Genomic DNA, 26524 nt, shown 5'->3' with positions numbered 1-26524 from the left:
CTATTTCCCGAAGAAGCTTATGCCGTGCTGCACCGACTGACCGCCATCGATCGGCAGGACCGCTCCGGTGACATAGCAGCCGGCTCGGCTGCATAGAAACAGCATGGCGCCGGCTATGTCATCGGGCCTGCCGATCCTGCCCAGTGGGACGCGACTGCCGATCCGTTGTGCCTGTTCGTCGTTGGCGGTGGCGAAAGCAGTCATCCGGCTCCGGAAGGTACCGGGCGCGAAAGCATTGACGGTGACCCGGCGTGGCGCGAACTCCTGCGCAAGCGTGCGCGTCAGGTGATGAACGGCGGCCTTCGAGGCGGCGTAGGAGTAGGCGCCTTCGGCGACGGGTTGGGTTCCCATCACCGAGCCGAGGTTGATGATCCTCGCGGGGTCTTCGTCGCTTGCCGCCTTTTCAAGCATTGACAGAAGCTCGCGCGTCAGATGGAAAAGCCCCGTAACGTTAACGCTCAGCACGCGTGCCCACGCCTTATAGGGAAAGGTGTCAAGTCGCTCACCCCAGGTGGCGCCGGCATTATTGACGAGGATGTGCAGCCTGTCCGTCCGCCTTTTCACTTCATTGACCAGTTCGGTGACGCCGTCTTCGGAATTGATGTCTCCCGCAAACCCTTCCGCTTTGCCAGGTGCGTCAAGCGTGTTGAGGTCTTCGGCCGTGCGCTCGCAATCGGCGCCCTTACGGGAGGCGATCATGACGTCTGCGCCGCCCTGGACTAGGGCGGTCGCAACCATCCGTCCGATGCCGGTCGAGCCGCCGGTCACAAGTGCCTTCTTGCCGGTCATCGAAAAGAGTTCGTCGAGGTAGCCCATACAATCTCCTGCTGCTCATTCTAACGGATTCCGTTGACAATCCGGGCGGCCGCCACACCGATGGCCTGCCGGCAAAGACACAAAAGGCAGTCCTGGTTCCAGCGGAACGGCTCCATCCGTGTGCCCTCGTGGATGCAATGTGTCCCATAGATTAGATAGGTCCTGATCAAAAGCCACGGTCAACTTCTGCTCCACGATATACAAGACCGATGCCTATTGCTTCATCAGGCGCATGACTGCGTCGACGATCTTTGGCGAGAAAGCTTCGGGGAATCCTCATCGAATGATCAGCATCAGGATGGCTTCCTTGCAAGCTACGAAAGTAGGTAGCATCTCGATCCGCGTTAAATCGTGTACTCATTTATCGAGCGCGCCGGCCCATGACGCAGATCATCACGATAGGGAAAGCTGCCTTGGTGAAAAGCATAGTTAACCCATTGAACATCTCACGATTTCTTCAAGTATATGATGACGACGCCACCGAAAAGGGCATCAACATTTCGATAGGATTCGATTTTCATAAGTATGTCTCGATCACACGGGCCACTCCAACAAAGAGTCCAACCTATCCGAATTTTCGGCCAGATCGTTCGCCAATTACAGCAGGCGAGGGATTTTGGATTGTCGGCCTCGACTATAATGGCGAAGTCGCGCTTCTTGATGCTGCTCGACTATATGACCTTTCACACAGCAATTTTGCAGAACATCTTCAGTCATTGAAGGCGTTTTATGCTGACCCTACCATACACGCACATCCTCACGACAGTTGTACTTGCATGGCACCGAGTGCAAAGAAAATCACCGGGAAGGTATCCTACTTCGGGGATCTTTGGGTGCGGAAAGACTACAGAGGACAGGGCGTGCCCAGGATCGCGGCAGGAATAGCATTCGGCGTATCTTTTGCCTTGTGGGCTCCAGACTTCCTATGTGGACTTGTAGCGCGTTGGTCACTAGAAAAGGGCGTCGTTGCGCAATATGAAATGCCGCATCATGAACCGGGCGGGTCAATATTAAAGCTGGTAGAAGAGAAGATTGTAGACGACGATTGGCTTGTTTGGCTAACCGGCGAGGAGTTGAGGAGCCGTATTGATTCTCACAACAAACCGAGCTAGTCAGATCGGATCGACCAATGGGTCGCATCGCTGGGCGTGGAGCGCAACGTCCGCTCGATCACGGCGGCGACCTGATCGTCATCGATCGTCCGGGGCCTGCCTGGCCGGGCTTCGTCCAGCAGACCCTCCACGCGATCCTTGAGGAAGCGGCGCCTCCACTTGCCGACCGTGTGCTCATGCACCCCAGCTCAGCTGCAACGGCCTTGCTGGGAATGCCGTCGGCGCAACGAAGAATGATCCGGCACCGCTCGGACATGGATCGCGCCACACGCTGCTGACGCACCTGTCGTTCCAGATACTCGCGCTCTCCCCGCCCCAGAACAGAGGCGCCGTCGGTCGGCCTGTCGCGTTCGCCATCGCTGCACTCTCGATCGAATAAGCAAACAGCTTACAATGTAACGAACTTCAGTTCCAGATGACTAGGCTAGTCTAGGCCGCAGACTCATAATAGCGTAGCCAGATACGGACTGAAGCGAGTTTGATTGCGGCGACGAAGTTGAGCGGATCTCGATCGTATCGGGTGGCTATGCCTCTGAACTTATTTGAGCTTGTTGAAATATCGCTCGACGAGATTGCGCTGCCTGTAGACCCATGAGTTGAAGGGGATGGTGCCCGTTCTGTTTTTCTTGGGCGGGATATTGGCCCAAGCGCCTCGCTCCGCGGCAAGGTTTCGGATCGCGTCGCTGTCGTAGGCGCGGTCAGCAAGCAGGATCGCAATGGGCTTGAGCGTTTCCAGCATGGCAGCGGCAGGCTTGCCGTCATGGGCCTGTCCTGCGATCAGGACGAGATCGATCGGCCTGCCTTCGGCATCGACAAGCGCATGGATTTTCGTGGTGAGCCCGCCACGGGAACGTCCCATGCAACCATCGTCGGAACCCCCTTTTTTGCCGTGGCCGCGTGCTGGTGAACGCGAACACAGGAACTGTCGATCATAACGATGTCATCGTCGAAAGCCTTGGAAACCGCCGCCAAAAGCCGATCCCAGACCCCGGCTTTGCGCCATCGAACAAACAGGTTGTAACAGGTGGTGTAGGGGCCATAGCGCTCCGGCACATCGGCCCAGGGTGAGCCGGTTCGGAAACGCCACAGGATGCCGTGAGAACCCGCCGGTCATCGACACCTGCCACGCCGCGAACCTTGCAAGGCAAGTTTGGCTGGATCACGCTCCATTCAAAATCGCTCAGTTCGTAACGACGCATTCAAGTCTCCAAAAGAAGCCTTGAAACAGAACGGCATACGGGTCCGTAGCACCCGGTTTGATCGGATTAAGCTTTCGCAGAGACGTGGAGGCGAGGGAGATCGAGAGACACGAAGTAATGGTTGCACAGGGCCTGTTGGGCCGCCGGGTGTCCTGACATGCACCAGAATCCCGTCGTTGAACCGGCGGCAACCGGAGCTCCGAACTTTGGTACGCCTTGACGACGCAGTTCCTTGAAGCGGTTGTGCCCGTTCCCCCATTGCCCCCAGAGATACTTGCGTAGTCTTCGGCCGATCCACGCTTCCAGGTGTGTGAGTACTCGAGGCGTCTGGCAGAAGCCGAAGTAGCCGCGCCAACCGACGAGCTATGGCTTCCGCTCCTTGATCAGCTGCGGCAGACTGATGCCCCGGGGTCGGCGTGTCATGTCCCAGATCCGCGTCTTGAATCTGGCGAGGGCCTTTGGGGCGATGCGCCGCTCGCTCCCGTGATTTGAGATGCTGAATCCCAAGGAACTTCCGCTCCTCCGGTCGCGCCCAGCGCACGTTTCCTCGTTGACCTTCAGCCGCAGCTTCACGGTCAGGAATCGGCCGATAGAGGCCATGACCCGTTCGCCGGCGGCTGCGAACATCGATGTTGCCGTTGTCAGCATAGCGGTAGGCCACGTCGGGTCAGTTGCCTGTCAAGATCGTCGAGCAGGAGGTTGCTTAGGAGGGGCAGAGCGAGCCGCCTTGTGGGATCCCTCGTCCACCGGACGGACGAGGCCGTCCTCCATCATCCCTGCATTGAGGAATGCACGGATGAGTTTGAGCGCCCGTTGTAGACACCCTGGCGGCGACGCGCCATCAGGCTATCGTGATTAACCCGATCGAAAAAGCTTTTCGAGATCAAGATCCACCACGTAGCTGTAACCCTCGGCAATGTAGCATTGCGCTTGGACTACTGCCTGATGGGCAGAGCGTCCCGGACGGAAGCCGTAGCTGTGCTCCGAGAACATCGGGTCCCACTGCTCTTGGCGGATCTGCAGCAGAGCTTGCTGGGTCGGTCTGTCGACTGCGCAAGGCACGGCGAGTTCTGACCCGCCGTCGGGCTTGGGGATTTCGCGGTTGACGGGTTCTGCGGTGAGCCCATTACGCAGCCGCGCGATCGAGGACATGACGCCTCGCAATCTGTCGCCGCCACGCAATCGATCCTACCTTCATGAAGGTGACAGTTCAGCCGTATTTGGGCGTTCGCCGGACCGTCTGGGGCTGGAGAACGTACGTGCCTATCAGGCCCCGACCAGACAATCTGCGCGCTCGGCTTCTTCAGTCTATTGCGTGACGCTGGATCCTAAATTCTCGAACGGATTGCTTGTGCCCGCAAGCCGCGCAAACAGTCAGCGAATTGAGCGCGGACTAGGTATGCGTTTTCTCAATGCGGTGCCGTTTCTGAAGTTACGCACCGCGTTGACCAGCGCCGTCGAGACGCCTTGCTCGTGATAGAACAATCCACTCTGCCACGGCAGCGGCCAAACCCACATAGGCTGAGACCTGCCTCCTGTTGTCGGGGCGAAAAAGGGCGGCGATCTCAGGCCTATACCCTTGATATCAAGCAGCATTCTCGCGAGCGACGGTTTAGCGCAGCTGATCGCTGTACCGCAACAGGGCGTTGCGTTCGGCCTCGACTGGCTCGACGTTTTTGAGCAGCAGCTCAAGCCGATTAAGGGCCCCGACCGTCCGGGCCATCTCGACGCAGAAAATAGGGCTGTTCCGGCACTTCGATATCGCCCGCAGATCGCCCTAAGCAAACTTGCGGCAGAGCGGATCGGTCCAACACGAGCAAGGCGTGTCGAAGCCGGTAACCCCCGGATGGGAAGGACGATGGTCAAGTTGGCCTGGTTGGCTGCGCAATCAGCCGGGCTCGGCGCTTGCCCGCTAGTTCCACGAGCGTGAGGCGCAATCAGGGGACCTCTAGAAGATAACCGTCGGTCGCCCTTGGCAAGGAAGCTGCTCGTTGCGCTGTGGAAATACGTGGCCGCAGGCGCGTTTATCGAAGGTGCCATTATGAAATCGGGCTAACGCGACTTGGAGTGCTCCCCGTTTCACCGGACAGTCGGCTAGTGTTGAGATTGCCCTGATGAACTCCCGAGGAGAAGCCATTTTGAGCGCGGAGTGAGGGTGGGATTCATTTAATCTGTCATCCATCCATCGATCTACCGGAGCGCGGTTTCGGCGTCCTGAAGGTTTGAGATGCGGACGTAGTCCCGCTTCAAGGTTTTGACGAACGCTTCGGACATGCCGTTGGACTGCGGGCTGGCGACGGGTGTGAAGCAGGGCGTCAGATTAAGTGCCTGAGCAAATAACCTGGTTTCCCGCACCGTGTAGGGCGAGCCGTTATCGGACAAGTGCTCGATGGCATGCGGCGCTCGGGTCGCGCCGAAGCGTTTCTCGACAGCCTCCAGCATCATGTCGCGGACATCGGAGCCCGATATCCCGGCATTGGCGACAGCCGCCCAGGCGATAATCTCCCGGTCGAACGCATCGATGATGAAGGCGAGACGGATGACCTCGCCATTCCAGCAGGTGAACTCCAGACCGTCCGAACACCAGCGCAGGTTCGAGCACATCATCATGACCTTGCCATCGTGGACACGCCCCTTGCGCACAGCTGTATGTTTCTCCAGCAGCATGGCGTGATGACCCATGATGCGGTGGACGCGCTTGGCGTTGACGGCTGGCTTATCGGCGGCTCGCCTTTCCCGATTGAGAAGGGCGGCGATCCGCCGATAGCCATAGGTCGGCCGCTCACTGACCAACCTTCGGATGGCTGGCAGCACCTCTGCATCCTCGGCCTTGCGATAGGGACCACGAGGCTTCGACTTGCCGTGCATTCGCTCGACGAGGTTGGAGCGGGAGACACCCAAGGTATCGGCCACCGTCTTCATCGGGAACCGTCCTTCGACAACAAGAGCGGCCGCGAGATCGGTTTTTTTGACTGGGCTTTGGAAAGGGCCTCGCGCACTATCTCGGCTTCCAGCGTATTGCGGCCGAGCATGCGCTCCAGCTCGCGCACGCGATCGAGCTTCTTGACTTCGGAATTGCCGACGACAGGTTCGTCTGAATCCACGGCGGCTGCCCCTCCCTCGCTCAACAATCTGCGCCACCGATAAAGGAGATTTGGCGCAACCCCATGCCGGCGGGCGGTAGACGATACCGTCTCGCCCGCCTCAAAGCTCTCCTCGATGATCTGCAGCTTTTGCTCGGTTGTCCACCGCCTGCGGCGGACGTCGCCCGTTATCACTTCAATGCGTCGATACTCTTTGGACATAAGCTTATCCCCAAGCCTGTGCTTGAGCCTTTCTGCTTATGCCGACTGTCCGGTCGAAATGGGGGGCACTTCAAACCGAGCCGCGTCACGCAATTGGGCCTAGCTGGATTCCGCAGCCAATTGGAGGCACGTGCCGCCCGAACACCCCGCTTGACATCAGCGTCGTCATGTGAGCCTGGGATCAAACATCTAACCTAATCAGCGGGCGTCAATCTACAAGTGCTGAGGGGCAGGTCGTTCGGGACTGTAGTGTCGATTTGTCTGACGACACCTTCTCTGCTTGTGCCAGCTCTCCTCGGAGAGCATGGCCATACCGATAATGCCCTCTCTCGCTAATTGCGCGATCTCGGTATCGGAGAGGCCGAGAAGCCCTGATAGGATGTCTCTGTTATGCTGTCCGAGTGTCGGCGCCGCTGTGCGTATCGCATAAGGCCCCGCACCTTCGCGGATCGGCATCGAGGGCTGCGGATGTAAGCCCACGAAAGCGCGTTCAACTTCTTGCAGAAATGCGCGCGAGGCGAGATGCCGATCCTTAAATAGGTCATTTGGCATGCGAGCCACGCCGGCAGCAACTTTTGCTGCTTGCAACTCGGACATGGCCTCATCCGCGTCGCGAATGCGCGTCCAGGCTGCGATGCCTCTCTCGATGTCATCCTCAACGGCCCGGCGAGCTTCCGCAGATTTCAGCGATGGGTCCGCACCCCAATCTGGCCGGCCAATAAGGATGGCGAGCCTCTGCCACATGTCCTCGTCGGTCGCGGCTACCATGATCCAGTTGTCCTCACCCGTACACCGGAAGCAGCCATGAGGCACAAACTGCGGATGTCGATTGCCATACCTTTTCGGCGACATACCGCCGATCGAGCCGACGGTGATCCATGGTGCCGCAAACGGCATCATGCATTCGATCTGCGCAAGATCAATGAACTGTCCCTGCCCGGTGTTGCGGGCATGAATCAGTGCAACCAGAACTGCAACGCAGCCGTTCAACCCACCAACGGCATCGCCGAAGGCGACGTGGCTCATCACGGGCGGCCCGTCGGGATCTCCGATCACACTCGGCAACCCTGAGCCCTGCTCGAGAGTTGAGCCGTAGGCCCGGCAGTCGCGATGAACGCTGTCCGCACCAAAGGCTGACATCGACATCATGACAAGGCGTCGGTTGAGCGTTCTGAGCACGTCGTACCCGAGTCCGAGCTTCGGCAGCACGTCGACCGAATAATTGCTGACGACAATATCGGCTCCCACTATAAGCCGTTTTGCAAGAATGAGGCCTTGCGGCCGCGTCAGGTCGAGTGTGATACCGCGCTTGTTGCGGTTCATGATGCAGTAGCACATCGCCTTTTCGTACAAATGGTCGTCGAGGTAAGCAGGGCTTCGATCAACACCGCGAAACCAGTCCGGATATTGGATAGCCTCGATCTTGATGACGTCCGCGCCGAGATCACCCAGGGTGCGCGTACACAACGGGCCCGCCCAGCCCATCGAGAAGTCGATCACGCGAATCCCCTGCAACGGCTGCGAGTCGGCATCGATGCAGCCGGACGACGTCAATGCGGTGCCGGTCAAGTGTGTTCGCTCATTCGCGAAAGCCTGCTGCTCGCCGGGAGATGGAACCTTCCCTCCCCGGCGCGGCTGCGTCAATGTCAGCCGCTGCATCGAGCCCGCGGTCAAGCCCTTTTCTTCGCCAAGCAAGACAGGCACGATCGCGCCGCGCGCTTTTTTCTCGGTATCGCGGAGCAGATCGGATATTTCCGGTACTGGCACGATGGGGATCTTCCGTTTCAATCCCTCCTCGAACCAATCTTGCGCTGTTCGCTCCCTCAGCTTTGGGATGAACTGTCGTTCAATATGTTCCATGTGTTGCAGACGATCTTCGGCGAGGACCAGAGCCGGATCATCACGCAATTCGGATAGGCCGAGCATGTCGCAGAATGCGCGCCATTGTGCCGGGGTCCACGTCGTGACGCCAAGCCAACCCCTCTTGGTTTTGTAAATGCCGACCGGAAAGCCCGGCCAGAAGCGGTTAGTGCCAATCCGGTGCATCACGTCGCCGCGCGCAAACGCCTCGAATATAAGATACTCGCTGACAGCGAGGCTCGATTCGAAAATACTGAGGGACCATGATCGCCCTGCCCCGCCCTGCATTCGCGCAACCGCCGAAGAAGCCACAGCAATGAAGCCCCACAGGCCGGCAAGGATACCCGTCTGGAAATCGGGCGCGTGCAACGGCGGGCCCTGGACCGGTCCGGCCAGCTTGACCAAGCCAGCGAGCGCGCGGACGGTCGAATCAGTTGCTACGAATCCCGCATAGGGCCCCTCGCGGCCGAACCAGCTCGCTTCGAGGTAGGTCAACCCGGGGCGCCGCTGCCGGATTGCGGCGATATCAACGGACGGGCAATCCGCGGAACCGACATCGCGGCCATCGATCAGAATGTCGCAGTTCTCGATTAGTGTCGTCAGCCGGGCGATCGCGTCCGGGTCGGTGGCATCGATGATGTTGCTAGACTTGTTGAAGTTCAGGAATGCGAACCACGCGCTCTGTCCACCCGGCGTGACTGGCGCGGTGCGGCGAAGTGGATCGCCTGTTGGCGGCTCGACCTTCTGAACGTCGGCGCCAAAATCGGCAAACAGCCGCGCGCAATAACTGGTTGCGGCCGAGCTTCCGATCTCGACGACCTGCAGATGCGATAACACTCCCATCGAGGGCTCCTTCCCCGGCCATGCTGATGCTCCAGAACATCGTCGGCCACGCGATGCGAGCCTGTGGCAACCGCGCCTACTTAAAGCCTCGCCAGCGCCAGCGTGCAGTCGATTTTCTTGTGATCACGGTAGCAACCGCCCGCAATGGCCCGTGCTGTCCGCATAATTGTCAGCAACTTGGTCGTACCTCGCAGTTCCATTAAATTCCTCCGCTGAATCGTCATCAACACCTCAGGGGAGGATCGGCCCCGTACGGGGCTTGCCGGATGTGTCGGCTACCTTTTCGAAAATGCGGTCGCACAGCCGCTCTATATCTCGGACCTCATGATCGGCCGTAATGCACACGCGGATCCCCGCCATTCCTTGCGCGACGGTCGGGAAGAACGTCACCGAGGTATAGAAGCCTGCATCGAGAAGCTCTCTTGCGATTGCAATCGCCTTGGTCTCCGATCCGATGGCGATCATTCTGATCGGAAGTGAATTGCCTTGCTCGGTGGTTGCGACACGACGGTCAAAGAGATCTATGCGTTGCGCCAATCGCCTCTGCCGCTGGCCGAGTTCTGCCGAGCGGTGAATCTTGCATGAGCCAAGCGCCGCGCCAACCGCCGCCAGATTGGCGGCCGCCGAGAACGCATGGGGGATGGAATACCGTCGAAACAGAGCCTCCTGGTTGGCCGTTCCGAGCATCAACATGCCGCCCGAGGCGCCGAATCCCTTGCCCAGCGAGGCCGCTATGATCGTGCGGTCACCAAGCCCTTGCGGAAACTGAGAGCGCGCAAATCCCTGGCCGTGGCGTCCGAACAGCGATATGCCGTGGGCATCGTCGATATAGAGAAAGAGCCCATAGCGTTGCTGGAGCTGGCGCAGTTCCTTGAGCGGCGAATGGCCTCCCATGGAGTAAACACCGTCGCATACATAGGCGACCACGGGCTCCTGGCGGCACAAGCGTTCGAGAGCGGCAAGGTCGTTGTGCTCAATCGTTTCCACCCGCGTTTCATCAGCCACCATCGGCTTGTGATAGGCGAGCGAGATGTGCGCAACGCGATCGAACACAACGACCGGCTTCCTCCCGCCTGTCAATTGGCCCGAAGCAAGCAGTGGCATCGCGCCGAGATTGGCGAGCATGACACTGGAAAAGGCGAGCACGCGCGCGGAGAATATTTGTGACAGGGTTGCTTCAAGCTCTGCCAGAAGATCGAAATTGAGTCGCGTTCGTGCGCAGGACCAGTGCAATGACCGGTGCGCCTCAATCGCCTCGATCGCACCGGCGATGATCATAGGATGGTTGTCGAGACCCAGATAGGAGCATCGCGCGAAATCAATCACCTGCGGTCGACTGTCAAGCGGACCGGTGCCCAAAGCAAAAGTGCGCCCTGTCGTGGAACGCCCATGGACAGCCAAGAGACCAGCCGCGTGGGCCGCATCGAAATACGTCCTGCTCTCGTTGATCACGTAAGGGGTGTTCCGAAAGTGTTCGGTCGGGCGATCACCATCCGAGAGAGCGATTCGCTGTTGCATTTCATTCTCCATTCTGATCTGCCCAAAATACGCCGCGACCGCTCAGATGAGTCGGCACAAGAGCGCGGGTTGGCGACATGGGTCCGAACTGAAGTGCTGCACAGATCTTGCCGCAGTTCGATCGGCACCTTGGTTCAAGCCAACTCAACCACTGGCCATGTCGATTGAAAACCTACCAACCCAGATAGGGGTCGAGCGTGAAGCCGGCGCGAACAACGCAAACGGTCGCTTCCCCACAGGTGGTGTAGCTCGGCGGTAGCGAAGCCGCTCGCGAGCGCGCCCTCGATAGCGCTGTAGCGAGCGAGCGGCTTTGCGGTGGTCATCGACAGTTCGCCGTTAAGGTCGGGTTGCTGACACCAACCTGATTCGAAGGAACCATCGATGACCGACGACATGATGAACCTGCGCGCGCTCGTGGAGAAGACTCCGGATTCCGATCTCTTGCGCGAGATGATTGGCTTTGCCGCCGAGCGGCTGATGGAGCTGGAGGTTGGCGCCGCCTATGGCGAGAAGAACCTGTTGCGCACGGCCCAGCGCAACGGCTATCGCGAGCGCGATTGGGAGACGCGAGCGGGAACCATCGAGCTGCGCATCCCCAAGCTCAGGAAGGGCTCCTATTTCCCCGGTTTCCTAGAACCGCGCCGCATGGCCGAGAAGGCGCTGACCGCCGTCATCCAGGAGGCCTACGTCCCAGGGTATCTCGCCGCTCAGTCGACGACCTGGTCAAGGCCATGGGCATGAGCGGCATCTCCAAAAGCCAGGTCAGCCGGCTGTGCGAAGAGATCGACGGCAAGGTCAAAGCGTTCCTTGAAAGCCCATCGAGGGCTACTGGCCATACCTGTGGATCGACGCTACCTACCTGAAGGTGCGCCGCGGCGGCCGCATCGTCTCGGTCGCCTCATCATCGTTGTCGGCGTCAACGCGGACGGCCGGCGCGAGGTGCTGGGCATGGTCATCGGCATCTTCCCAAATGATGACGCCCTCGTCCGCCTGGTTGGCGCGATCTTGCTCGAACAGAACGATGAATGGGCCGTGCAGTGCGCCAGATACATGAGGCTGGAAACCATCAGCCAAATGAGCGATGATCCTCTCATCGCCTCCCACTCGTGGCACGCTGATCAGTCCGGCCCCATGCCGGAGAGCGCGGCGGCCAAGCCGTCAGCTACACCACTCTCTGGGACACGATGACGCAAACGGTCGCCAGCGGCGTAACCGGCGAGCCCACAGCGCCAGGAAGGCAGAGCGGTGCCGCAGTCAGGAGGAAATATCGTCGTTGTCGTTGCCGCATCCACTTGGCCAGCTCCGTAAGATACCAGAGCTCCCCCAGTGCATCCGGACCTTGAAAAGGCAGAATTCGTGGAGTGGTAATGAGGCATGTTTTTCACCATCGGCCGCCCGTGCGGGAATTGCCTCTATCCCGAAATTGTCCGAGATGAGCGCGGAACTTGAGCAGGCGTTGATCGCGTCCATCCAATTCGGGGCAGTTGGCAGGTTGTAAGTCAGAGCGATCGAGCTTGCCCGCAGATGAAACGACAAGGTCACCAAAACCTGAGTAAAAGCACACTAGATCTCCCGGCTTGACCTCAATACCATCCGCCTCAATTATTCGCATAATATCGTCATAACCGACGACGCGTCGGGTGCGGCCGAGATGGTGACACAAATATTAGGCCGCGCCCCTGCAGGCCAGCTCGCGCCATTGTGTCTACACCTAGACGAGACGTTTGGCGGCCGGGCGAACACAATGGAACGTTCCGAGGCAACAACCTAGCATTCGTGACCGCAACGTCTGCGTTGCGGAAATATTGGACGAATAAAAAGCTGTCAGGCAGTGTTACGGAAACGGGACGAATCCTGAGCGAGCGCCTTCGGCAGGTTGCACAAGGCAGCCGAGATTTCAGCCTTTCCGTGCGCGGAAGGGGCATGATGCTGGGCCTCGATTGCGGCATGGGCAAACTGGCCGAAAAAATCGTCCGCAAGGCCTTTCAAGATGGGCTGGTGGTAGAGCGATGCGGCGCAGAGGGCCAGGTTATCAAAGTTCTTCCTCCCTTGACGATTGACCGGCAGACGCTTCAACGTGGTCTGGACATTCTGGACAAGTCCGTGCACGCAAGCGCCTACAGGAGTTGTCGACCACCGTCGCTAGGCATTCCCGGCTGGAGGTCGTAATGCAGGCGGCGACAGCCGATGCGCCGGCGTTCTGCTGCAGCGTGTAACCTCATGTTCAGGCAGGAACCGTGCGGCCGCGACGAACGGTCCAAACGCGGGGCAAATGCCCACTGCACGGAGTTGATAGGGGGAAGCGCACCGTCAGGCCTCGAACTCCGACCAGCCGATGCGCCGGCTTTTCTGGGCACGCCGTCTCAGACGCCGTAGCATATCCGGCGCATTTGCCGATGGAGTCCGTCGAGCGCTGGGTAGTTGTGCGGCCTGCCGTAGTAGCCGTAGTGTCCACACAGAACGGCGGCGAACCACCTGTGCTGCGCAGCATTTGGCGCGTGCATGAGCCGTCAGGCATCCTGGCGCAACGCGGTCAGCTTGCGCGTCAGGCGTTTCCCTTTCGTCTTGTGTTTCACGATAAACCGGCGATCCCGGGTCCGCCCGCAGTAGTGGGTGAAGCCCAGAAAGGCGAAGGTCTCGGGTCGCCGCTCGCCCCCCGCTGTCGTTGAGAGGGCCGCGCACCGCCCAAACTCGATCAACCGCGTCTTGTCCTCTGGAGTGTCAGGCCAAGCCGGCCAGCCGCGCCTTGAGGGTCAACAGTATCTCCTCTGCATCGGCCTTCTTCTCAAAGCCCATGACGAAGTTCGTCGGCGTAACGCACGATTACAACGCAACCGTGTGCATGGCGACGACGCCATTGGTGGGCCCAGAGATCGAGGATGTAGTGCAGCAAGATATTGGCGAGGAGCGGACTGATGCCCGCCCCTTGCGGTACCCCTGTCCGTCTCTTGCTTCTCGCCGCTCTCAAGGACGCCAGCCCGCAACCACAGCCCAATGTGCCGTAGGATACGAGGATCAGCGATCCTGTGCGCCACCATCCGCAGCAGCCACTCGTGGTCGACCGAGTCGAAGAAGCTGCGGCATCGAGCACCCAGTTCACACGCTGGCTCATGATGCCCGTATGCAGGTCATCAAGCGCCACGGTGGGGCTCCGCCCAGGCCGGAAGCAGTAGGAAAATCCCGGGAAGTCGGGCTCGTAGACAGCACTCAGCACCTCGGCCACCGCGCTTTGGACGATCTTGTCTTCCAGCACCGGCACCCCGAGAGGCCGTTTACCGCCAGCGGCTTTGGGAATATAGACCCGCCGCACCGGTGCCGGTAGCGTCCGGTGCTGACTCGTTTGCAGAGATTGCGGAGGTTATCCTCCAACCCCTCTTCTTATCTCGCCTCTGTCACCCATCGACCCCAGCACTCGCCTGCCGCTTCTGTCGCCGACCGGCAGGCGCTGCATCAACGAGGGGAAAGGAGCCGATGACGAAGGCGATTGGAGCACTCCCTGGACACGATCGCATCTCTCGGTCTGGAGCAGCTCGTGTCTCCCAACGAACGCGGAGACGAACAGGCGTCCATAGTGAATGGTTATATTTGGCCCAGAGCCTTACTGCACATTTCCTGGGGCATTATTTGCGGGGATAAGCAGCGAACTGTAAGCCGAGCGCTGTTTAGCCATTCTCGACCCAAACGGTTCGCCAACTGCTCCAGGATACATTCGTTCATGAATCTGGCGCGCCAGGGAAATGGCGCGCTCATAATCATCGTCCAAGTGGACGCGCAACTCTGAAGAATCAGCCTCTGTCACTGCGGTTCTTGATCCAATGGCGATCGAGCGATTGCCCGTCAGCTCGATAAACCGCATTGCGAAATCAATGTCGCTCAAAATGCATATACCAGGCCCGTCGATGTCGTCCGTACAGATCGCGGTGATACCGTTTTCATCAAGAAGAGACCGGAGGTGGTCGCGTTCTTGAAGGCTGGCGCACGATAACACCGCCGCGTCGCGAGAAACTGTCACGGAACGGGTGTTCCCATGGCCTGCTACAATTGTGCCGGTGACGGCTCCTTCGCCGGTGAGCGATTTGCAAAAAATGGTGACCCCGTGTTTTTCGGCGTAATCCACCGCCCCGTGGTGCAGTACCTTTGCGCCATGTCGCGACATCTGTGCGATTGTCCCATACGCAATCTCCGGAATCAGCTGTGCCTCCGGGAGGAGATGAGGGTCCGCCGTATAGACGCCCGGAACATCCGAATATATTTCGCAAGCGTGCTCTCCCAACATGGACGCGATTACGATCGATGTCAGATCAGAGCTGTTTCTGCCGAGCATCGTTAACCTGCCGGACTGATCAATTGCCTGTCCGCCAGCGGCAATGACAACGTCATGTTCCTGAAATGCTGCAGCAATTGGCTTAGGATCTACGCTGTGTATTGAAGCGCGACCGAAGTCTGAATTCGTACGTATTCCAAGGGAATAGGCGTTCAAAGACATTACCGGAATCCTTAGCCGACTCACGGCTGCCTCCAACAGGCAGGCACTGAGCATCTCTCCGGTTGCAAGTGCCGCATCGAGGCTCGACGGTGATGCATGCTTGTTGACGTCGAGCATGACTGTCTTCAGGTTTCCGGTTGTTCCCGACATCGCGCTGACCACTGCAACGATTTTGTTTTCGCCTGCCGCCAGTCGGTCGGCTATGTGCCCAGCAACTCGGCCGTAGTCTTCAGGATGCAGAAAAGAAGAACCTCCAAATTTCAGAACGGTCGCGTTCATGTTCCACCAATCAGGTTGTTGGCAATTGAAAGTTGTGCGATGAGAAGTGCGTTAAGCGCAGCCCCAACCTGAAGATTGTCTGCGACCACCCAGATCCAGAGCCCGCACGGATCCCCTGGATTTAGTCTAACCCGCCCGACGTGAACTTCCGCTGGATCTTCCAGAAAGCGCGGCATGGGATATCCCTCGCGAATTCCGTCTGCGTAGAGCCGAACACCTGGCTCTTTCGCGAGTAAGTCATGAACCTGTTCGAGGCGAACCGGCTCTTCGAACTCAAGGTAAACCGCCTCGGAGTGCCCGTTCATCACGGGAACTCGAACGCAAGTGGAGGTCAACCGGAGATCAGGCACGCCCAAGATTTTTCTAGACTCTTGAACCAGCTTATGCTCTTCGACCGTTACGCCTTCCGGGCTTATCTCGCCAACTTGGGGAATCGCATTGAACGCAAGTGGGAAAGGGAAACGCTCCGCGCTTGGTCCCGCACGCCCGTCCAGCGCGCTTCTGGTCCCGTTCAATAGCTCGTCAATCCCTACCAGGCCGCCCCCTGAGGCGGCCTGGTAGGTGGCTAATATGATCTGATGAACGTCAAATGCCTTGACCAGCGGTCTCAGAGCTCTGACCAGCTGGATAGTGGAGCAATTTGGGTTTGCCACTATACCCGAGCGCGGGCGAACGGCGAGTGCACTCGGGTTAACTTGCGGTACGACAAGTGGTACATCAGGGTCCATTCGAAAGGCGTTCGAGTTGTCAATCACCAGGGCGCCTTGGGCTGCGAACCGAGGCCCAAATGCAGCGCTTACTGCGCCGCCTGCCGAAAAGAATACGATGTCGGATTTGATATCGTCCACCTCTCGGAGTGGCTCTACGATGCAGACTTCCTCTCGAAAGTTCGACTGGCGACCGCTCGAATTGCCGGACGCTATCAGCCGCAACCGAGAGACCGGAATTCGGCTTGATTCCAGCAGCCTTATTAATTCAGCTCCGACGGCCCCAGTGGCCCCAATGATTGAAATATCAAAGGCTTTCATGATATCCCTCATTCGGGAGTCGCGATGACAGTGTTCCGTCGCGGGAGTTGGTGCAAGAGAAGCGGTAACTCTGCCGCGTCTTGGAGTACGTAGTCCACGCCGAGCGAAAGCAATTCCTCTTTTGTTTCGGCTGCCTGTTCTCGGGTGACGCCAAGATTGCCGCCTACTATGACTGGGCATGAGATCAGAAGATCCCTCTTCGCGTCTCGGATGGATTTTAAGTCCTCATAAGCATGGCCATTTAAACTGCCTATAACTATAGCATCGGCGTACGGATGCGACTGAAATGCGGCCACGAACTCGTTGACCGGTGTGCATGCACCGAGGTTGATCACACTGAATCCAGCGAGGCTAAGTTCGTATTCGATCAGCTTGTTCGCAACCACATGAGCATCACTTTCGGCAACCCCAAGAATTATGAACCGACCTCCAGAGGACTGTTCGACGGCAGGTCGCGGATTAGCGGACATGTTCACTGCTTCCTCCTTTTGAGATCGCGTCAGGTTCCCGACTGGGGATGTCCGTGCACAAACTAGGCGGGCATGAAATTCTCAGAAACTACCAGGACCGGTAGGCGGCAGTGTTGGGTGCGCTGGCCGTGCCTCTCGGTGAGAAAGCATCCATTACACCAGTGCTGTATGCCTGCCACGCGCGACCGTGTGGGTAAAAACGGGCGCGGTCGCGGGGATGTGAGCGGGAGCGTCAACTACCAGATGCCGTTGTATCGATGCTTGCCCGTGGCGGCTTGACAGGGGAAGCCCTCGAACCCTCCACCTAGAACGGTTCCTGATTTGACGGAATCGAAGGGGATTCCGGATCAGTCGGTTTTGTGATTCAAGATCGAAAGCTTCAACGGGCGGATGCGGGACGAGTTGCTGAGTTCGGCCTCGACCATGCCCGAACAACCATCGCCGAATGGGCAGACGACTAGACGACTACAACCGATCGCGCCCACATTCGGCGCTCGGATACATCACGCCTGCGGCCTATGCCGCCAATCTCACCGCAACGGACGATCGGCTGCGCAACCCCGACCAGCTCCGCCGATCACCCGTTGCTCAACCCGCGCCATACGGCGTAAAACCCGCCGAGGCTCTAACTGCAGCCGGATGAAAATTCAGTGGCAGGTCATCCCGAACCTGCCGGTCAAAACTCGGCAAGGTCGTGAAACAGATTGAGACGCCTCGCTCTCCTACCCCATCATGCGGCGGACGAGCGCCGACCGCGAAGAGAAGTGAGTGACCTGCGGGATGGTCCAAGTGCAGGAGTGGCTCGATCTAACGATCCCAATCAGAGAGGACTCTTATGTTAAGCGGAAACCACTAGGTTCGGAGCCAAAGACCACTTTCAATGAGTTCGTGTCGGAAATGGTCGAGGCTGATCGCGTCTATGGGGTCAGCTAACGTGAAAGGTAACGATTTCGCTGGAGGGCAAGCGCATTTGGTCGCCAACCCTCGCGGCATGGTTGGGCCCGGACTGATGGGCGGCTGTCCGGCTTGCCCGAGATAAAGTCCTCATGGCGGACAGTCGCCATCTGAACTAACTGATCGCGCAGCGACGCTTCCTGTTAGCAGCCGTTCGTCCTGCCTCCGAGTTGCTGGAGATCAGCAACCAGATCAGGTGATTTGCGACAATCGCGTCAGTTCCTGATTGTGAGGGAAGTCTTTGAGAGCAGTTTGGATTAGGGTGCCCTGAGTTCCATCAAATCGCCGGCTTGCCACAATCGTCCGGAGCGCCGCAAACCAGGTCGCACGCCCGGTCATCGACGGCCTCGATGTGACGAACGTGGGTGGCCGCGCCACCAATGACGCGGCGGGAGCGAAAGCGCATGTCGTTGCCGTCCTGCCACCATCCGACGTCCTCCTTTGGCAACTGCCGCCATTTTGCCGCCCCGGCAGCGGGCGTTGAAGCGACAACTCCCCTATCCGACATTGTCGAACATCCGACAGGGTGGCAAATCCGCTAATTCCTTGTTCTAATGAAATTTCTGTCTCTGGCAAGGTCCATGCAGGCGGGTCTCCGAACGCACTAGCGAGATGTCGACCTGTGATTAAGCTCCCGAATGCCGTCTGCCGCAGTGAAGACTGTGCTCTCGCGTGAGGCCGAGCCGGTGGAAGGCTTTCGCATCATCGTCGAGGCGGCTGGCCGCACGGGCGTCAAATACCCCCATTCACCTTCGACAACCGGACTCGCAGAAAAATGCGCCTGCGGCGAGTCCTTCGGCTAAACACGATGACGAGAGGGATCTGCTCCATGTGGGACTACAGCGACAAGGGCATGCTGGAGACCGTCAATGCGGCCGGCGAGGTCGGTGCGATCGCCTGCGGCGACGGTCTCAAATTCATGATGAGCATCGACCCTAAGAGCGAGACGATCACTGCCGCTGAGTTCCAGACCTTCGGCTGCGGCTCGGCGATCACCGTCTACTCGGCGTTTGCCGAATTCATCGCCGGCAAGACTGTCGATGAAGCCCTTCAGATTGCTAATCGGGACATAGCGGGCTTCCTCGGCGCTCTACCCCCGCAAAAGTTGCACTCCTCGGTCGACCGCCTCCTGCTGGAGCGTGGCTTGGGACTGATGAGCGAATCCTTCCGTGCTGTGAAGCAGGCCTTTAGGGAGACACCAGGGTTGTCACGCCTCGTACTGGTTAAGGCCTTATCCGCATGAGCTACGCTATGGAGGCGCTTTACGTTATGAAAGGCGCAGAGCACGTGGAGTTCGGGCGAGTGGGTTTTCGGTGCCGAACCCGCCGCTGTCAGCGGATGCATGGCCACTTATACGTGTAGCGTGTCTGGAAGATCCCGCCGATCCAGATACGGGCTTTGTTGCCGATTTCCTCGATGTCGAGGCTGCTTTCGGACCGCTTTGGCAGCGTCTCGACCATCATTGTCTGCGATCTGGATTTGGGACCAGCCCAAGCCGGTTCTTCCTCAATTTGAGTCAGTAAAAGTTTTACGAGAGACCTCAATGCTGGCACGAGGGTAGACACGATGCAACCCTCTCCGGGCAGGAAACTCTGAACTGCCCGACGAGGCAGCCCTAGCCGAGGATGCGGATTCGGCCGCGCAAAGGCTCGGTTCTGTCGTGACGATCAATACGACTCCTCAACTCCTTGCCGGTTAGCCAAATAAGCCAATCGTCGTCCGCGATGTCCTCTTCCACCAGCCTTAATATCGACCCGCCAGGTTCATGATGCGGACGACCCCCTTATCCAATAACCAGCGAGGTACAAGCGAACATAGGAAGTCAGGATTCCACAAGGCAAAAGCAACGCCGAATGCCATTCCCGCCACGATCCTTGGCATACCCTGTCCTCTATAATCTTCGCGCACCCAAAAATCACCATGGTAGGATACCTTACAGATTATCTTCTTTGCGCTCGGCGCTGTGCATTTACAACTATCGTCGCGATTGGCGTGTATGGTCGGTTCATCAAAACGCCTTCAGAGATTGAAGATGCTCTGCCAGATTGCTTGATGAAAGATCATACAGTCGAATAGCCTCTAAAACCTCGACGTCGTTATTTTTGCCGACACCTTTAATCCAAAATCCCTCACCTGGGTTAATTCGCGAGCGATCTGGCCGGAAATTTGGATAGGTCGGGCTCTTTGTTGGAGTGGCCCGTGTGATTGAGACATACTCACGGAAATCGAATCCTATCGAAATCTTGACGCCTTTTTGGGTAGCATCACCATCATATACTTGAAGTAAGCGTGAGATTTTCAGTGGATCAGTTACGGTTTTCATTGATGCGCCTTTGTCCTGTCGCGCCGAGATGCATGAGCGGTACGTGATATTGCACCAGTAACAAGGGTCGAGATCCTACCTACCCTGGTGGGTTGCAAGAAGCCTAATTGGGGCGCATGGGAGGATGGATGCAGCCCAATTAAGCTCCCTGCAACAAGCCATCCTGATGTCATTCTCATCGACGAAACCACCGAAGCCCCCGGTCCAAGATCGCTGGCGCAGTTGTGCGGCTGATCTTCGAGATGTAGCAGTAGGGCATCGGTTTGTGCTCGGTAAGCAAAAATTGACCGTCGCGCTCGAGATCAGCGACAGTGTCTACGGGACACGGCAAGGTCAACTTGGAGGCACACTGGGGAGCTCCGCCCTCATAACGATATTCGACGCAAACGGTTGGAGTTATGCAAATGGTTGGAGGTATAATGGGCGGGCTCGGTGGCTTGGTTGGTGGCAACAGCAGGGTGTACGGGATTGTCGCCGATCCCATCGCGCAAGTCCGCGCACCTGAGGCGATGAACGAAATCATCGCGGCGCGCAAAAGCCACGCCGTGTTCGTCCCCTTCCATGTCCATGCAGATGACCTGCCTGTCTTTGTTGCCGGCCTTAAGGCATTGCAGAATCTTCCCGGCTTCACGCTTACGGTGCCCCACAAGGAAGCCGGACGCTTCCAGTGTGATCGCGTTGGACCGATGGCAACGATAACTGGATCAGTTAATGTTGTTCGAAAAGGCTCCGACGGTGCGTGGGAGGGCGAAACCTACGATGGCTTCGGTTTCGTGTCCGGATTGAAATCCCAAGCTATTGATCCTGCCGGCGCCTGCATCTATGTTCAAGGGGCCGGCGGGGCCGCCAAAGCGATTGTGGCGGCACTCGCAGAGGCTGGCGCCGCGCGCATCGCCGTGGCGAACCGCTCGCTGCTTAGGGCCACGACGCTGATCGATCGCTTGGAAACAGCATATCCTGGTCGTTGCGTGATTGCTGGGCCTTCCGATTTGGTTGCGGCAGACATCGTCATCAACACAACATCCGTTGGGCTGAACGTGAACGATCCTTTGCCGATCGACGCTTCGGTACTCCACTCAAGGCAGATTGTTGCCGAGGTGATTATGCGCCCCGATACCACAGCACTCCTCGATGAGGCACAGGCACGCGGCTGCCGCATTCATCAAGGCATCCACATGCTCAATGGCCAAATCCATGAGATCGCCAACTTTCTTGGGATCTAATCCCCGCTCACGGATGGAGTGGTTGATGACATGGCGCACGATCTCAGCCTCGAAGGCGCATGGCGCTTGTAGCATTTGCCGATCACGAAGCCCGAGGCGATATCGAGGGCTCCTAACAAGGAAGTAGTGCCGTGACGGAGATAGCTATGGGTCCGGCGCTCGGGAATGCCGGGCATCATCGGCGAGACGGGCTGTTCGCGTCGAGGGCCTGGATCTGGCTCTTCTCATCGACGCTGAGAACCAGCGCCCTGTGGGACGGTGACGGGCAAAGGCCGACGATATCGCGGACTTGTCGACTAGCAGCGGATCGCTGGAAAGGTTGAACGTCTGCGAGCGATGCGGTTGTAGGCCGAACGCGAATCGTGCGCGCCCTGCCAGAGCGCGCTTCATCCAGCAGGCCGTCAACGCGCTCCTTCAAAAAGCGCCGCCGCTATTTGCCGATGTTATGCTCATGAACACCGAGCTCGGCCGCCACGGACTTGCTGGGAAGGCCATCTCCGCACCGCAGAATGATCCGGCATCGTTCAGACATCGACCGCGCCACACGACGCCGGCGAACCTGACGCCCGAGATATGCCCGCTCATCCGCACTCAACACCAGCAGCGAAATCGGCCGCCCCGTCGCATTGGCCATCGTCTCGCTCCTTATTCAGTCGCGAACACGACCCCTAATGAGATGAACCAGTTTCAGATGACTAGGTTATTGCACTACAAGAAACAGTGGGTTGCTGACCTGTCGATTACATGGCTCTCTCCAAAGCAGCACACAAGAATCCATGGAGTGTGACGCATGACGGTGCAGACGGTGACGGGGCCGATCCCGGTCGAGCGCTTGGGCCGCACACTGATGCACGAGCATCTGTTCATCGCCTTTCCTGGCGCATGGTTTGATCCGCTCGCGAAATTCGACCGTGCGGAATTCATCGAGAAGGCGGTCCGGCGTTTGGTGCAACTGCGCACTGAGCATGGTGTGCGCACCTTCGTCGACCCCTGTCCGATCGAACTCGGTCGCGACGTCATGATGATGAAGGAGGTTTCAGAGAAATCCGGCATGCACACGGTCTGCACCACGGGATTTTATCACGAGGAAATGGGGCTGCCGTTCTACTGGCGTGCCCGGACCGTCGATGAGATCGCAGAGCTGTACGTCCGCGAAATCACGCACGGCATCGCCGACACCGGTGTGAAGGCCGGCGCCATCAAGGTCTCGACGGGCACGCCGGTTGTCACCGCGCATGAGAAGAAGTTCCTCGCCGCCGCCTGCATCGCACAGAAGGTGACCGGGGTGCCAATCATCACCCACACCGAGGACGGCTGCGCAGGCCCTGAACAGCAGCAGCTGTTCGCGGCCGGCGGCGTTGCCCCCCATCGCTGCCTGATCGGCCATAGTTGCTGCAACCTAGATACTGCCTATCATCGCCGCATCATAGATGCTGGCTCTTACATCGGATTCGATCAGATCGGGATGTCCCACCGGCCGGACAACGTCCGCGCGGACAATTTGGCGAAGCTCGTGCGCGACGGCTTTCGTGCGCAGGTCATGATTAGCATGGACCGCTTCTGCGGCAGACTCGGCAAGTTTAGTCGCCAGCTCACTGCCGATGAGATCACCAAGATCGAAAACCTGAAGTCGCAGGGACTCTACCAAGCCCACACCTACATGTTCACGGACTTCGTCCCAATGCTGTACGCCCGCGGTGTCACTCAGGCGGATATCCTCTCAATCCTGGAGGATAACCCGCGACGGTTCTTTGCCGGCGAGATTCTGCCCGAAGGGGCAACCCGCTAACTGGGCCGCAGACTAGTAGCACTATTTTGGCAGTTTAGGTTTGAGGGCGTCTGCGAGCAGCTTCTCACAGTGAGGACATCGCGGGGTCGCGGCCGCGTGAAGAGGTCGAGAATGGCTTGTCTAACAGCTGGCATGCTCGGTTGTGGCGGTGTCGCGTAGCCCCGTCCACATCGAATGGTCGGGCCAGAACCGTTCGATCCCCGTTCAAGATGACCGATCACGCGGTCGTTTCTTACCTCGAAAAACAAGGCGGAGATCGACGCCTTGCTCGCCGCTCCAGATCGTCGGACGGAGCAGGGTCGGCGCGACTACGCCCTGCTGCTGTTCCTCTACAACACTGGTGCGAGAGGGTCAGAGGCGGTCGACGTCAAGGTGGCGGACCTGGACCTGAACCCCCAGCGTCAAAATCCATGGCAAGGGCGGCAGGCAGCGATACTGCCCATTGTGGACCGCCACCGTCGTCGAGTTACGGGCACTCGTTGGTGACGGAGCCCCTTCTCGATCCGTCTTCCTCAATCGCTGCGGCCAACCCATCACTCGCGTCGGGATCCACACCGCCGTCGAGCGTTATGGCCTGAAGGTCGTCGCCAAAATGCCGTCGTTGGCGACAAAGCGCGTAAGCCCCCACTCCATCCGCCACACCCGGCGACCCATCTCCTGCGCGCCGGCGTCGACATCAACACAGTCCGCGGATGGCTAGGGCACGTCTCGCTGGACACCACGAACGTCCATCCAGAGGTCGAGTCGAGACCAAGGCTAAGGCGCTTGAAAAATGCGAGGCGCCGAGTCTCGGCAAGATCCAAAGCGATGGCGTGATCAACCGGCGCTGATGTCCTTCGGTCCCTGTAACCCGCTTTGTTAGGTGGGGCTCGGCGTCCTCACCGGCCTACCGCCTCTGGCCCGAGGCGGCCGACGCCACATCTCTACCGAAGCCACATTACGCACCAGCTCTTCCCGAGGGTAACCTGCGTCCTATCCGGGCTTGCGCCCAAGTTCGAGTGATGCGTGGAGCTAGCCGGCACCGGCCGGCCGATCGCCTGCACCTCCTCGATATACCGCGTTGTGATCGTGCGCTGCGCTGACGACTTCGTCATGGCTTTGAGAAGAAAGCCGATGCAGAGGAGATACTGTTGGGCTTCAAGGCGCGGCTGGCCGGCTTTGGCCTGACATTCCACGACGACAAGACGCGGTTGATCGAGTTTGGGCGGTTGGCCGCCCTCTCACGACAGCGCCGTGGCGAGCGGCGACTCGAGACCTTCGCCTTTCTGGGTGTCACCCACTACTGCGGAGTGACCCGGGATGGCCGGTTCGTTGTGAAGCACATGACGGAAGGCAAACGCCTGACGCGCAACTGACAGCGCTGCGCCTGCCTGGCGGCTCATGCACGCGCCAAGGGCTGCGCAGCACAGGTGGTACGCCGCCGTTCTGCGTGGACACTTCGGCTACTACGGCAGGCCCCGATGGAATCCGATGAGCGCTGTGTACGACGATCAGCACCCTGCTGGGTCGAGCGCTTCGGGCGTTTCTAGGCGGAGCCAACGGCCATGGCTGAGCGGCGGTAGGGCGATGGCCTTGGCGAGCGAGGCGATGATGTCGGCGAGCGTGGAGAAGTAGACGCTCTTTGCGGCCTTCACGGCCTCGACGGCGAGCGCGGTCGCCAAGTGGCTTTTGCCAGTGCCGGGCGGGCCGAGAAGATGGACTACCTCGGCGCGCTCGATGAACTTCAGTTCGGCCAGCGCCATGATGCGGTTTTTATCGAGCGATGGCTGGAAAGCGAAGTCGAAGCCGGCGAGTGTCTTGACGGTGGTCAGGCGCGCCATCATCAGAGCAGCCTTGATGCGCCGACTTTCGAGTAGAGTTAGTTCTTCGACCAGAAGTTGGTCGAAGACCTAGATGCCGTCGATCTCGCCCTGCTCAATGCGCCGCAGGGTCGCGTGAAGTGCTTCGAGCGCCCGCGGCATGCGCAGCCCGACCAGGCTCTTCCTGATGCTGTCGATCGTGGATGCGTGCATGGTCATGGCCGGCTCCCCGCGACGGCCAGTCGCTCGGCGACGGCCTGATAGAAGTCGAGCGAGCGCCGGGCGACATGGTCGCCGAGACGGCCGACGATAATATCCGGGGCGCTCTTCCTCGCCGCATGGCGAGCTGCCCCCTGACGATGAGCCGGATCGGTCCGATGTTGGCGGCGCCCCTCGAGCATAGGATGGCTGGCAACCAGCCTGCCTTCGTCCAGGATGCGGATGCACTCGGCAAGCTGATGAACCTCGACAAGGCGCCGGGTGCGATCGGGAACGCTATATTAGTTGCCGCCGGTCGAGACGAGACCATCATGGCTGACGCGACGGTCCAGCTTGAGAAGCGCGTCGAAGGGAACTGCCGGGAGAGATTGAAGTTCCGGCTGCTCGGCCGCAAAGGCTTCGCTGACGATGCGTTGCGTGGTGCCGTGCAGGCGAGCATTGGCGACGGTGTGGAGCCAATCTTGCAATTGCTCGTTCAGGTCGTCGAGATTGCGGAAGCTGCGGGCCAGGAAGAAGTCCTCGCGGATATAGCGGAATGGTCGCTCGACTTTGCCCTTGGTTTTGGCGCGACACGGCCGGCAGGCTCTGGGCTGGAAGCCAAAGTGCTTGGCCAGCGCCAGCAGCGAACGATTGTAGATGTAGGCCTTCGTTATCTTCGCCGCTAAGCGCCGTCTTCATCCTGTCGTAGAGGATCTCGATCGGCACTCCTCCAACGGCGTCGAAAGCCTGCATATGACAGCGCAGCAGCGTCTGCAGGTCCTGGTGCATGACGTAGCGGGCGAAGATGTAACGCGAGTGGCCAAGCACAGCGAGAACAGCCAGACAATGCGCATCACGCCCGGCGCGTCGGTGAACTCGGTGACGAAGCGCGCGAAGTCGACCTGTGCTCGATATCCGGCCGGAGTCTCGAAACGCACCTCGAAGGGACGCACCTGCTCCTGCGGCCGGACCGCGGCCACGAAGCGCTTCACGGCGGTGTACGCGCCATCATAGCCGCGCTCACGAATCTCGCGCGTTAGGCGCACGGCGCTCAGATCGGGAAAGGTCGAGACCCGTTCGCGCAGATAGTCGACAAACGGCGAGATCTTGTTTGGCCGCCCCGCCTGCCGCGGGCCATAGGCGGGAGTTCGAGCCCGCGCTCGATGTATTTGCGGACGGTCTTGGGATCGCGCCCCGTTCGCCGGGTGATCGCAGTCACGCACAGGCCCTGACGGTGTAGTCCAATATCATCAGAAGTTCTCCAAGTTGGACCACCAGCGCCGCTCCCGTCCCGCAAAGGTCGGGACGGACTATCGACACCC

The 26524-nt window shown here is 59.1% G+C and carries 17 protein-coding genes and 10 pseudogenes; 10 read left to right on the top strand and 17 right to left on the bottom strand.

From position 1 onward, the window contains the following. Window positions 1–816: an SDR family oxidoreductase gene (locus tag NKH59_RS11485; protein WP_353021902.1), complete on the bottom strand. Its 816-nt coding sequence runs from the start codon at window positions 814–816 to the stop codon at window positions 1–3. A gap of 380 nt (window positions 817–1196) precedes the next feature. Between NKH59_RS11485 and NKH59_RS11480 the strand changes: the two genes are divergently transcribed. Beyond that, a complete protein-coding gene (locus tag NKH59_RS11480) occupies window positions 1197–1928 on the top strand; it encodes a hypothetical protein (RefSeq protein ID WP_353021899.1) in 732 nt (243 codons plus the stop codon). A 2-nt stretch (window positions 1929–1930) separates the two neighbouring features. Here the strand turns inward: NKH59_RS11480 and NKH59_RS11475 are convergent. The 4 genes and pseudogenes from NKH59_RS11475 to NKH59_RS11460 all read right to left on the bottom strand — a co-directional run. After that, a pseudogene (locus NKH59_RS11475) lies at window positions 1931–2285 on the bottom strand (helix-turn-helix domain-containing protein); the annotation flags it as partial. 72 nt (window positions 2286–2357) lie between these two features. Further along, a pseudogene (locus NKH59_RS11470) lies at window positions 2358–3127 on the bottom strand (IS5 family transposase). A gap of 66 nt (window positions 3128–3193) precedes the next feature. After that, window positions 3194–3433, bottom strand: coding sequence for a hypothetical protein (locus tag NKH59_RS11465; protein ID WP_353021945.1), 240 nt, complete (start codon window positions 3431–3433; stop codon window positions 3194–3196). 549 nt (window positions 3434–3982) lie between these two features. Further along, complete coding sequence (locus NKH59_RS11460) at window positions 3983–4279, bottom strand: RNA-dependent RNA polymerase family protein (RefSeq protein WP_353021897.1); 297 nt, start codon at window positions 4277–4279, stop codon at window positions 3983–3985. Between the two features lie 587 nt (window positions 4280–4866). Between NKH59_RS11460 and NKH59_RS33525 the strand changes: the two are divergent. Next, window positions 4867–5183: pseudogene (locus tag NKH59_RS33525) on the top strand (IS110 family transposase); the annotation flags it as partial. Between the two features lie 36 nt (window positions 5184–5219). On the opposite strand, the pseudogene NKH59_RS11455 reads toward NKH59_RS33525, so the two are convergent. The 3 genes and pseudogenes from NKH59_RS11455 to NKH59_RS11445 all read right to left on the bottom strand — a co-directional run. Continuing rightward, window positions 5220–6432, bottom strand: a pseudogene (locus NKH59_RS11455) (IS3 family transposase); the annotation flags it as partial. 213 nt (window positions 6433–6645) lie between these two features. Further along, a complete protein-coding gene (locus tag NKH59_RS11450; RefSeq protein ID WP_353021895.1) occupies window positions 6646–9135 on the bottom strand; it encodes a CaiB/BaiF CoA-transferase family protein in 2490 nt (829 codons plus the stop codon). A gap of 231 nt (window positions 9136–9366) precedes the next feature. Then, window positions 9367–10653: an aminotransferase class I/II-fold pyridoxal phosphate-dependent enzyme gene (locus NKH59_RS11445; RefSeq protein ID WP_353021894.1), complete on the bottom strand. Its 1287-nt coding sequence runs from the start codon at window positions 10651–10653 to the stop codon at window positions 9367–9369. A gap of 381 nt (window positions 10654–11034) precedes the next feature. Between NKH59_RS11445 and NKH59_RS11440 the strand changes: the two are divergent. Both NKH59_RS11440 and NKH59_RS11435 read left to right on the top strand, forming a co-directional pair. Then, window positions 11035–11613 (top strand): annotated as a pseudogene (locus NKH59_RS11440) (IS256 family transposase); the annotation flags it as partial. A 741-nt stretch (window positions 11614–12354) separates the two neighbouring features. Then, a complete protein-coding gene (locus tag NKH59_RS11435; protein WP_353021892.1) occupies window positions 12355–12822 on the top strand; it encodes an aminotransferase class III-fold pyridoxal phosphate-dependent enzyme in 468 nt (155 codons plus the stop codon). 616 nt (window positions 12823–13438) lie between these two features. On the opposite strand, the gene NKH59_RS11430 is transcribed toward NKH59_RS11435, so the two are convergent. The 4 genes from NKH59_RS11430 to NKH59_RS11415 form a co-directional block, all read right to left on the bottom strand. Continuing rightward, window positions 13439–13906, bottom strand: coding sequence for a hypothetical protein (locus NKH59_RS11430; protein WP_353021891.1), 468 nt, complete (start codon window positions 13904–13906; stop codon window positions 13439–13441). A 345-nt stretch (window positions 13907–14251) separates the two neighbouring features. Further along, window positions 14252–15418, bottom strand: coding sequence for an amino acid kinase family protein (locus NKH59_RS11425; protein ID WP_353021889.1), 1167 nt, complete (start codon window positions 15416–15418; stop codon window positions 14252–14254). Next, window positions 15415–16446, bottom strand: a complete 1032-nt coding sequence (locus NKH59_RS11420) for an aspartate-semialdehyde dehydrogenase (protein ID WP_353021887.1) — start codon at window positions 16444–16446, stop codon at window positions 15415–15417. Before NKH59_RS11420 ends, NKH59_RS11425 begins: the two co-directional genes overlap by 4 nt. Window positions 16447–16454: 8 nt before the next feature. Then, entirely contained in the window at window positions 16455–16916 is a 462-nt protein-coding gene (locus tag NKH59_RS11415) for a cobalamin-dependent protein (RefSeq protein WP_353021944.1), read from the bottom strand. A 369-nt stretch (window positions 16917–17285) separates the two neighbouring features. Here NKH59_RS11415 and NKH59_RS11410 point away from each other — a divergent pair. Together NKH59_RS11410 and NKH59_RS11405 are read left to right on the top strand one after the other, a co-directional pair. Further along, window positions 17286–17559: pseudogene (locus NKH59_RS11410) on the top strand (integrase core domain-containing protein); the annotation flags it as partial. A gap of 1140 nt (window positions 17560–18699) precedes the next feature. Next, a complete protein-coding gene (locus tag NKH59_RS11405) occupies window positions 18700–19113 on the top strand; it encodes an iron-sulfur cluster assembly scaffold protein (protein WP_353021886.1) in 414 nt (137 codons plus the stop codon). Window positions 19114–19201: 88 nt separating this feature from the next. Here NKH59_RS11405 and NKH59_RS33520 read toward each other — a convergent pair whose 3' ends face one another. Both NKH59_RS33520 and NKH59_RS11395 read right to left on the bottom strand, forming a co-directional pair. After that, window positions 19202–19333: a hypothetical protein gene (locus NKH59_RS33520; protein ID WP_502908693.1), complete on the bottom strand. Its 132-nt coding sequence runs from the start codon at window positions 19331–19333 to the stop codon at window positions 19202–19204. 545 nt (window positions 19334–19878) lie between these two features. Beyond that, window positions 19879–20193 (bottom strand): hypothetical protein, encoded by a 315-nt coding sequence (locus tag NKH59_RS11395; protein WP_353021883.1) that lies wholly within the window; start codon window positions 20191–20193, stop codon window positions 19879–19881. Between the two features lie 419 nt (window positions 20194–20612). On the opposite strand from NKH59_RS11395, the gene NKH59_RS11390 reads away from it, so the two are divergent. Continuing rightward, entirely contained in the window at window positions 20613–21416 is an 804-nt protein-coding gene (locus NKH59_RS11390) for a shikimate dehydrogenase family protein (RefSeq protein WP_353021880.1), read from the top strand. 59 nt (window positions 21417–21475) lie between these two features. Here NKH59_RS11390 and NKH59_RS11385 read toward each other — a convergent pair. Then, window positions 21476–22050: pseudogene (locus NKH59_RS11385) on the bottom strand (helix-turn-helix domain-containing protein); the annotation flags it as partial. A gap of 156 nt (window positions 22051–22206) precedes the next feature. Here NKH59_RS11385 and NKH59_RS11380 point away from each other — a divergent pair. From NKH59_RS11380 to NKH59_RS11370, 3 genes and pseudogenes are all read left to right on the top strand, one after another. Continuing rightward, window positions 22207–23205: a phosphotriesterase family protein gene (locus tag NKH59_RS11380; RefSeq protein WP_353021878.1), complete on the top strand. Its 999-nt coding sequence runs from the start codon at window positions 22207–22209 to the stop codon at window positions 23203–23205. 216 nt (window positions 23206–23421) lie between these two features. Then, window positions 23422–23905 (top strand): annotated as a pseudogene (locus tag NKH59_RS11375) (tyrosine-type recombinase/integrase). Between the two features lie 430 nt (window positions 23906–24335). Next, entirely contained in the window at window positions 24336–24560 is a 225-nt protein-coding gene (locus NKH59_RS11370; protein WP_353021875.1) for a hypothetical protein, read from the top strand. Between the two features lie 213 nt (window positions 24561–24773). On the opposite strand, the pseudogene NKH59_RS33515 reads toward NKH59_RS11370, so the two are convergent. Then, window positions 24774–25223: pseudogene (locus NKH59_RS33515) on the bottom strand (ATP-binding protein); the annotation flags it as partial. Next, window positions 25220–26477: pseudogene (gene istA / locus NKH59_RS11355) on the bottom strand (IS21 family transposase). The pseudogenes istA and NKH59_RS33515, both read right to left, overlap by 4 nt. Window positions 26478–26524: the final 47 nt, after the last annotated feature.

The organism is Mesorhizobium sp. M0998, assembly GCF_040318885.1.
In the GTDB taxonomy this organism is placed as follows: domain Bacteria; phylum Pseudomonadota; class Alphaproteobacteria; order Rhizobiales; family Rhizobiaceae; genus Mesorhizobium.
Note: the sequence above shows the minus strand (reverse complement) of the source record. Positions and strands in the feature narration are given on the sequence as shown.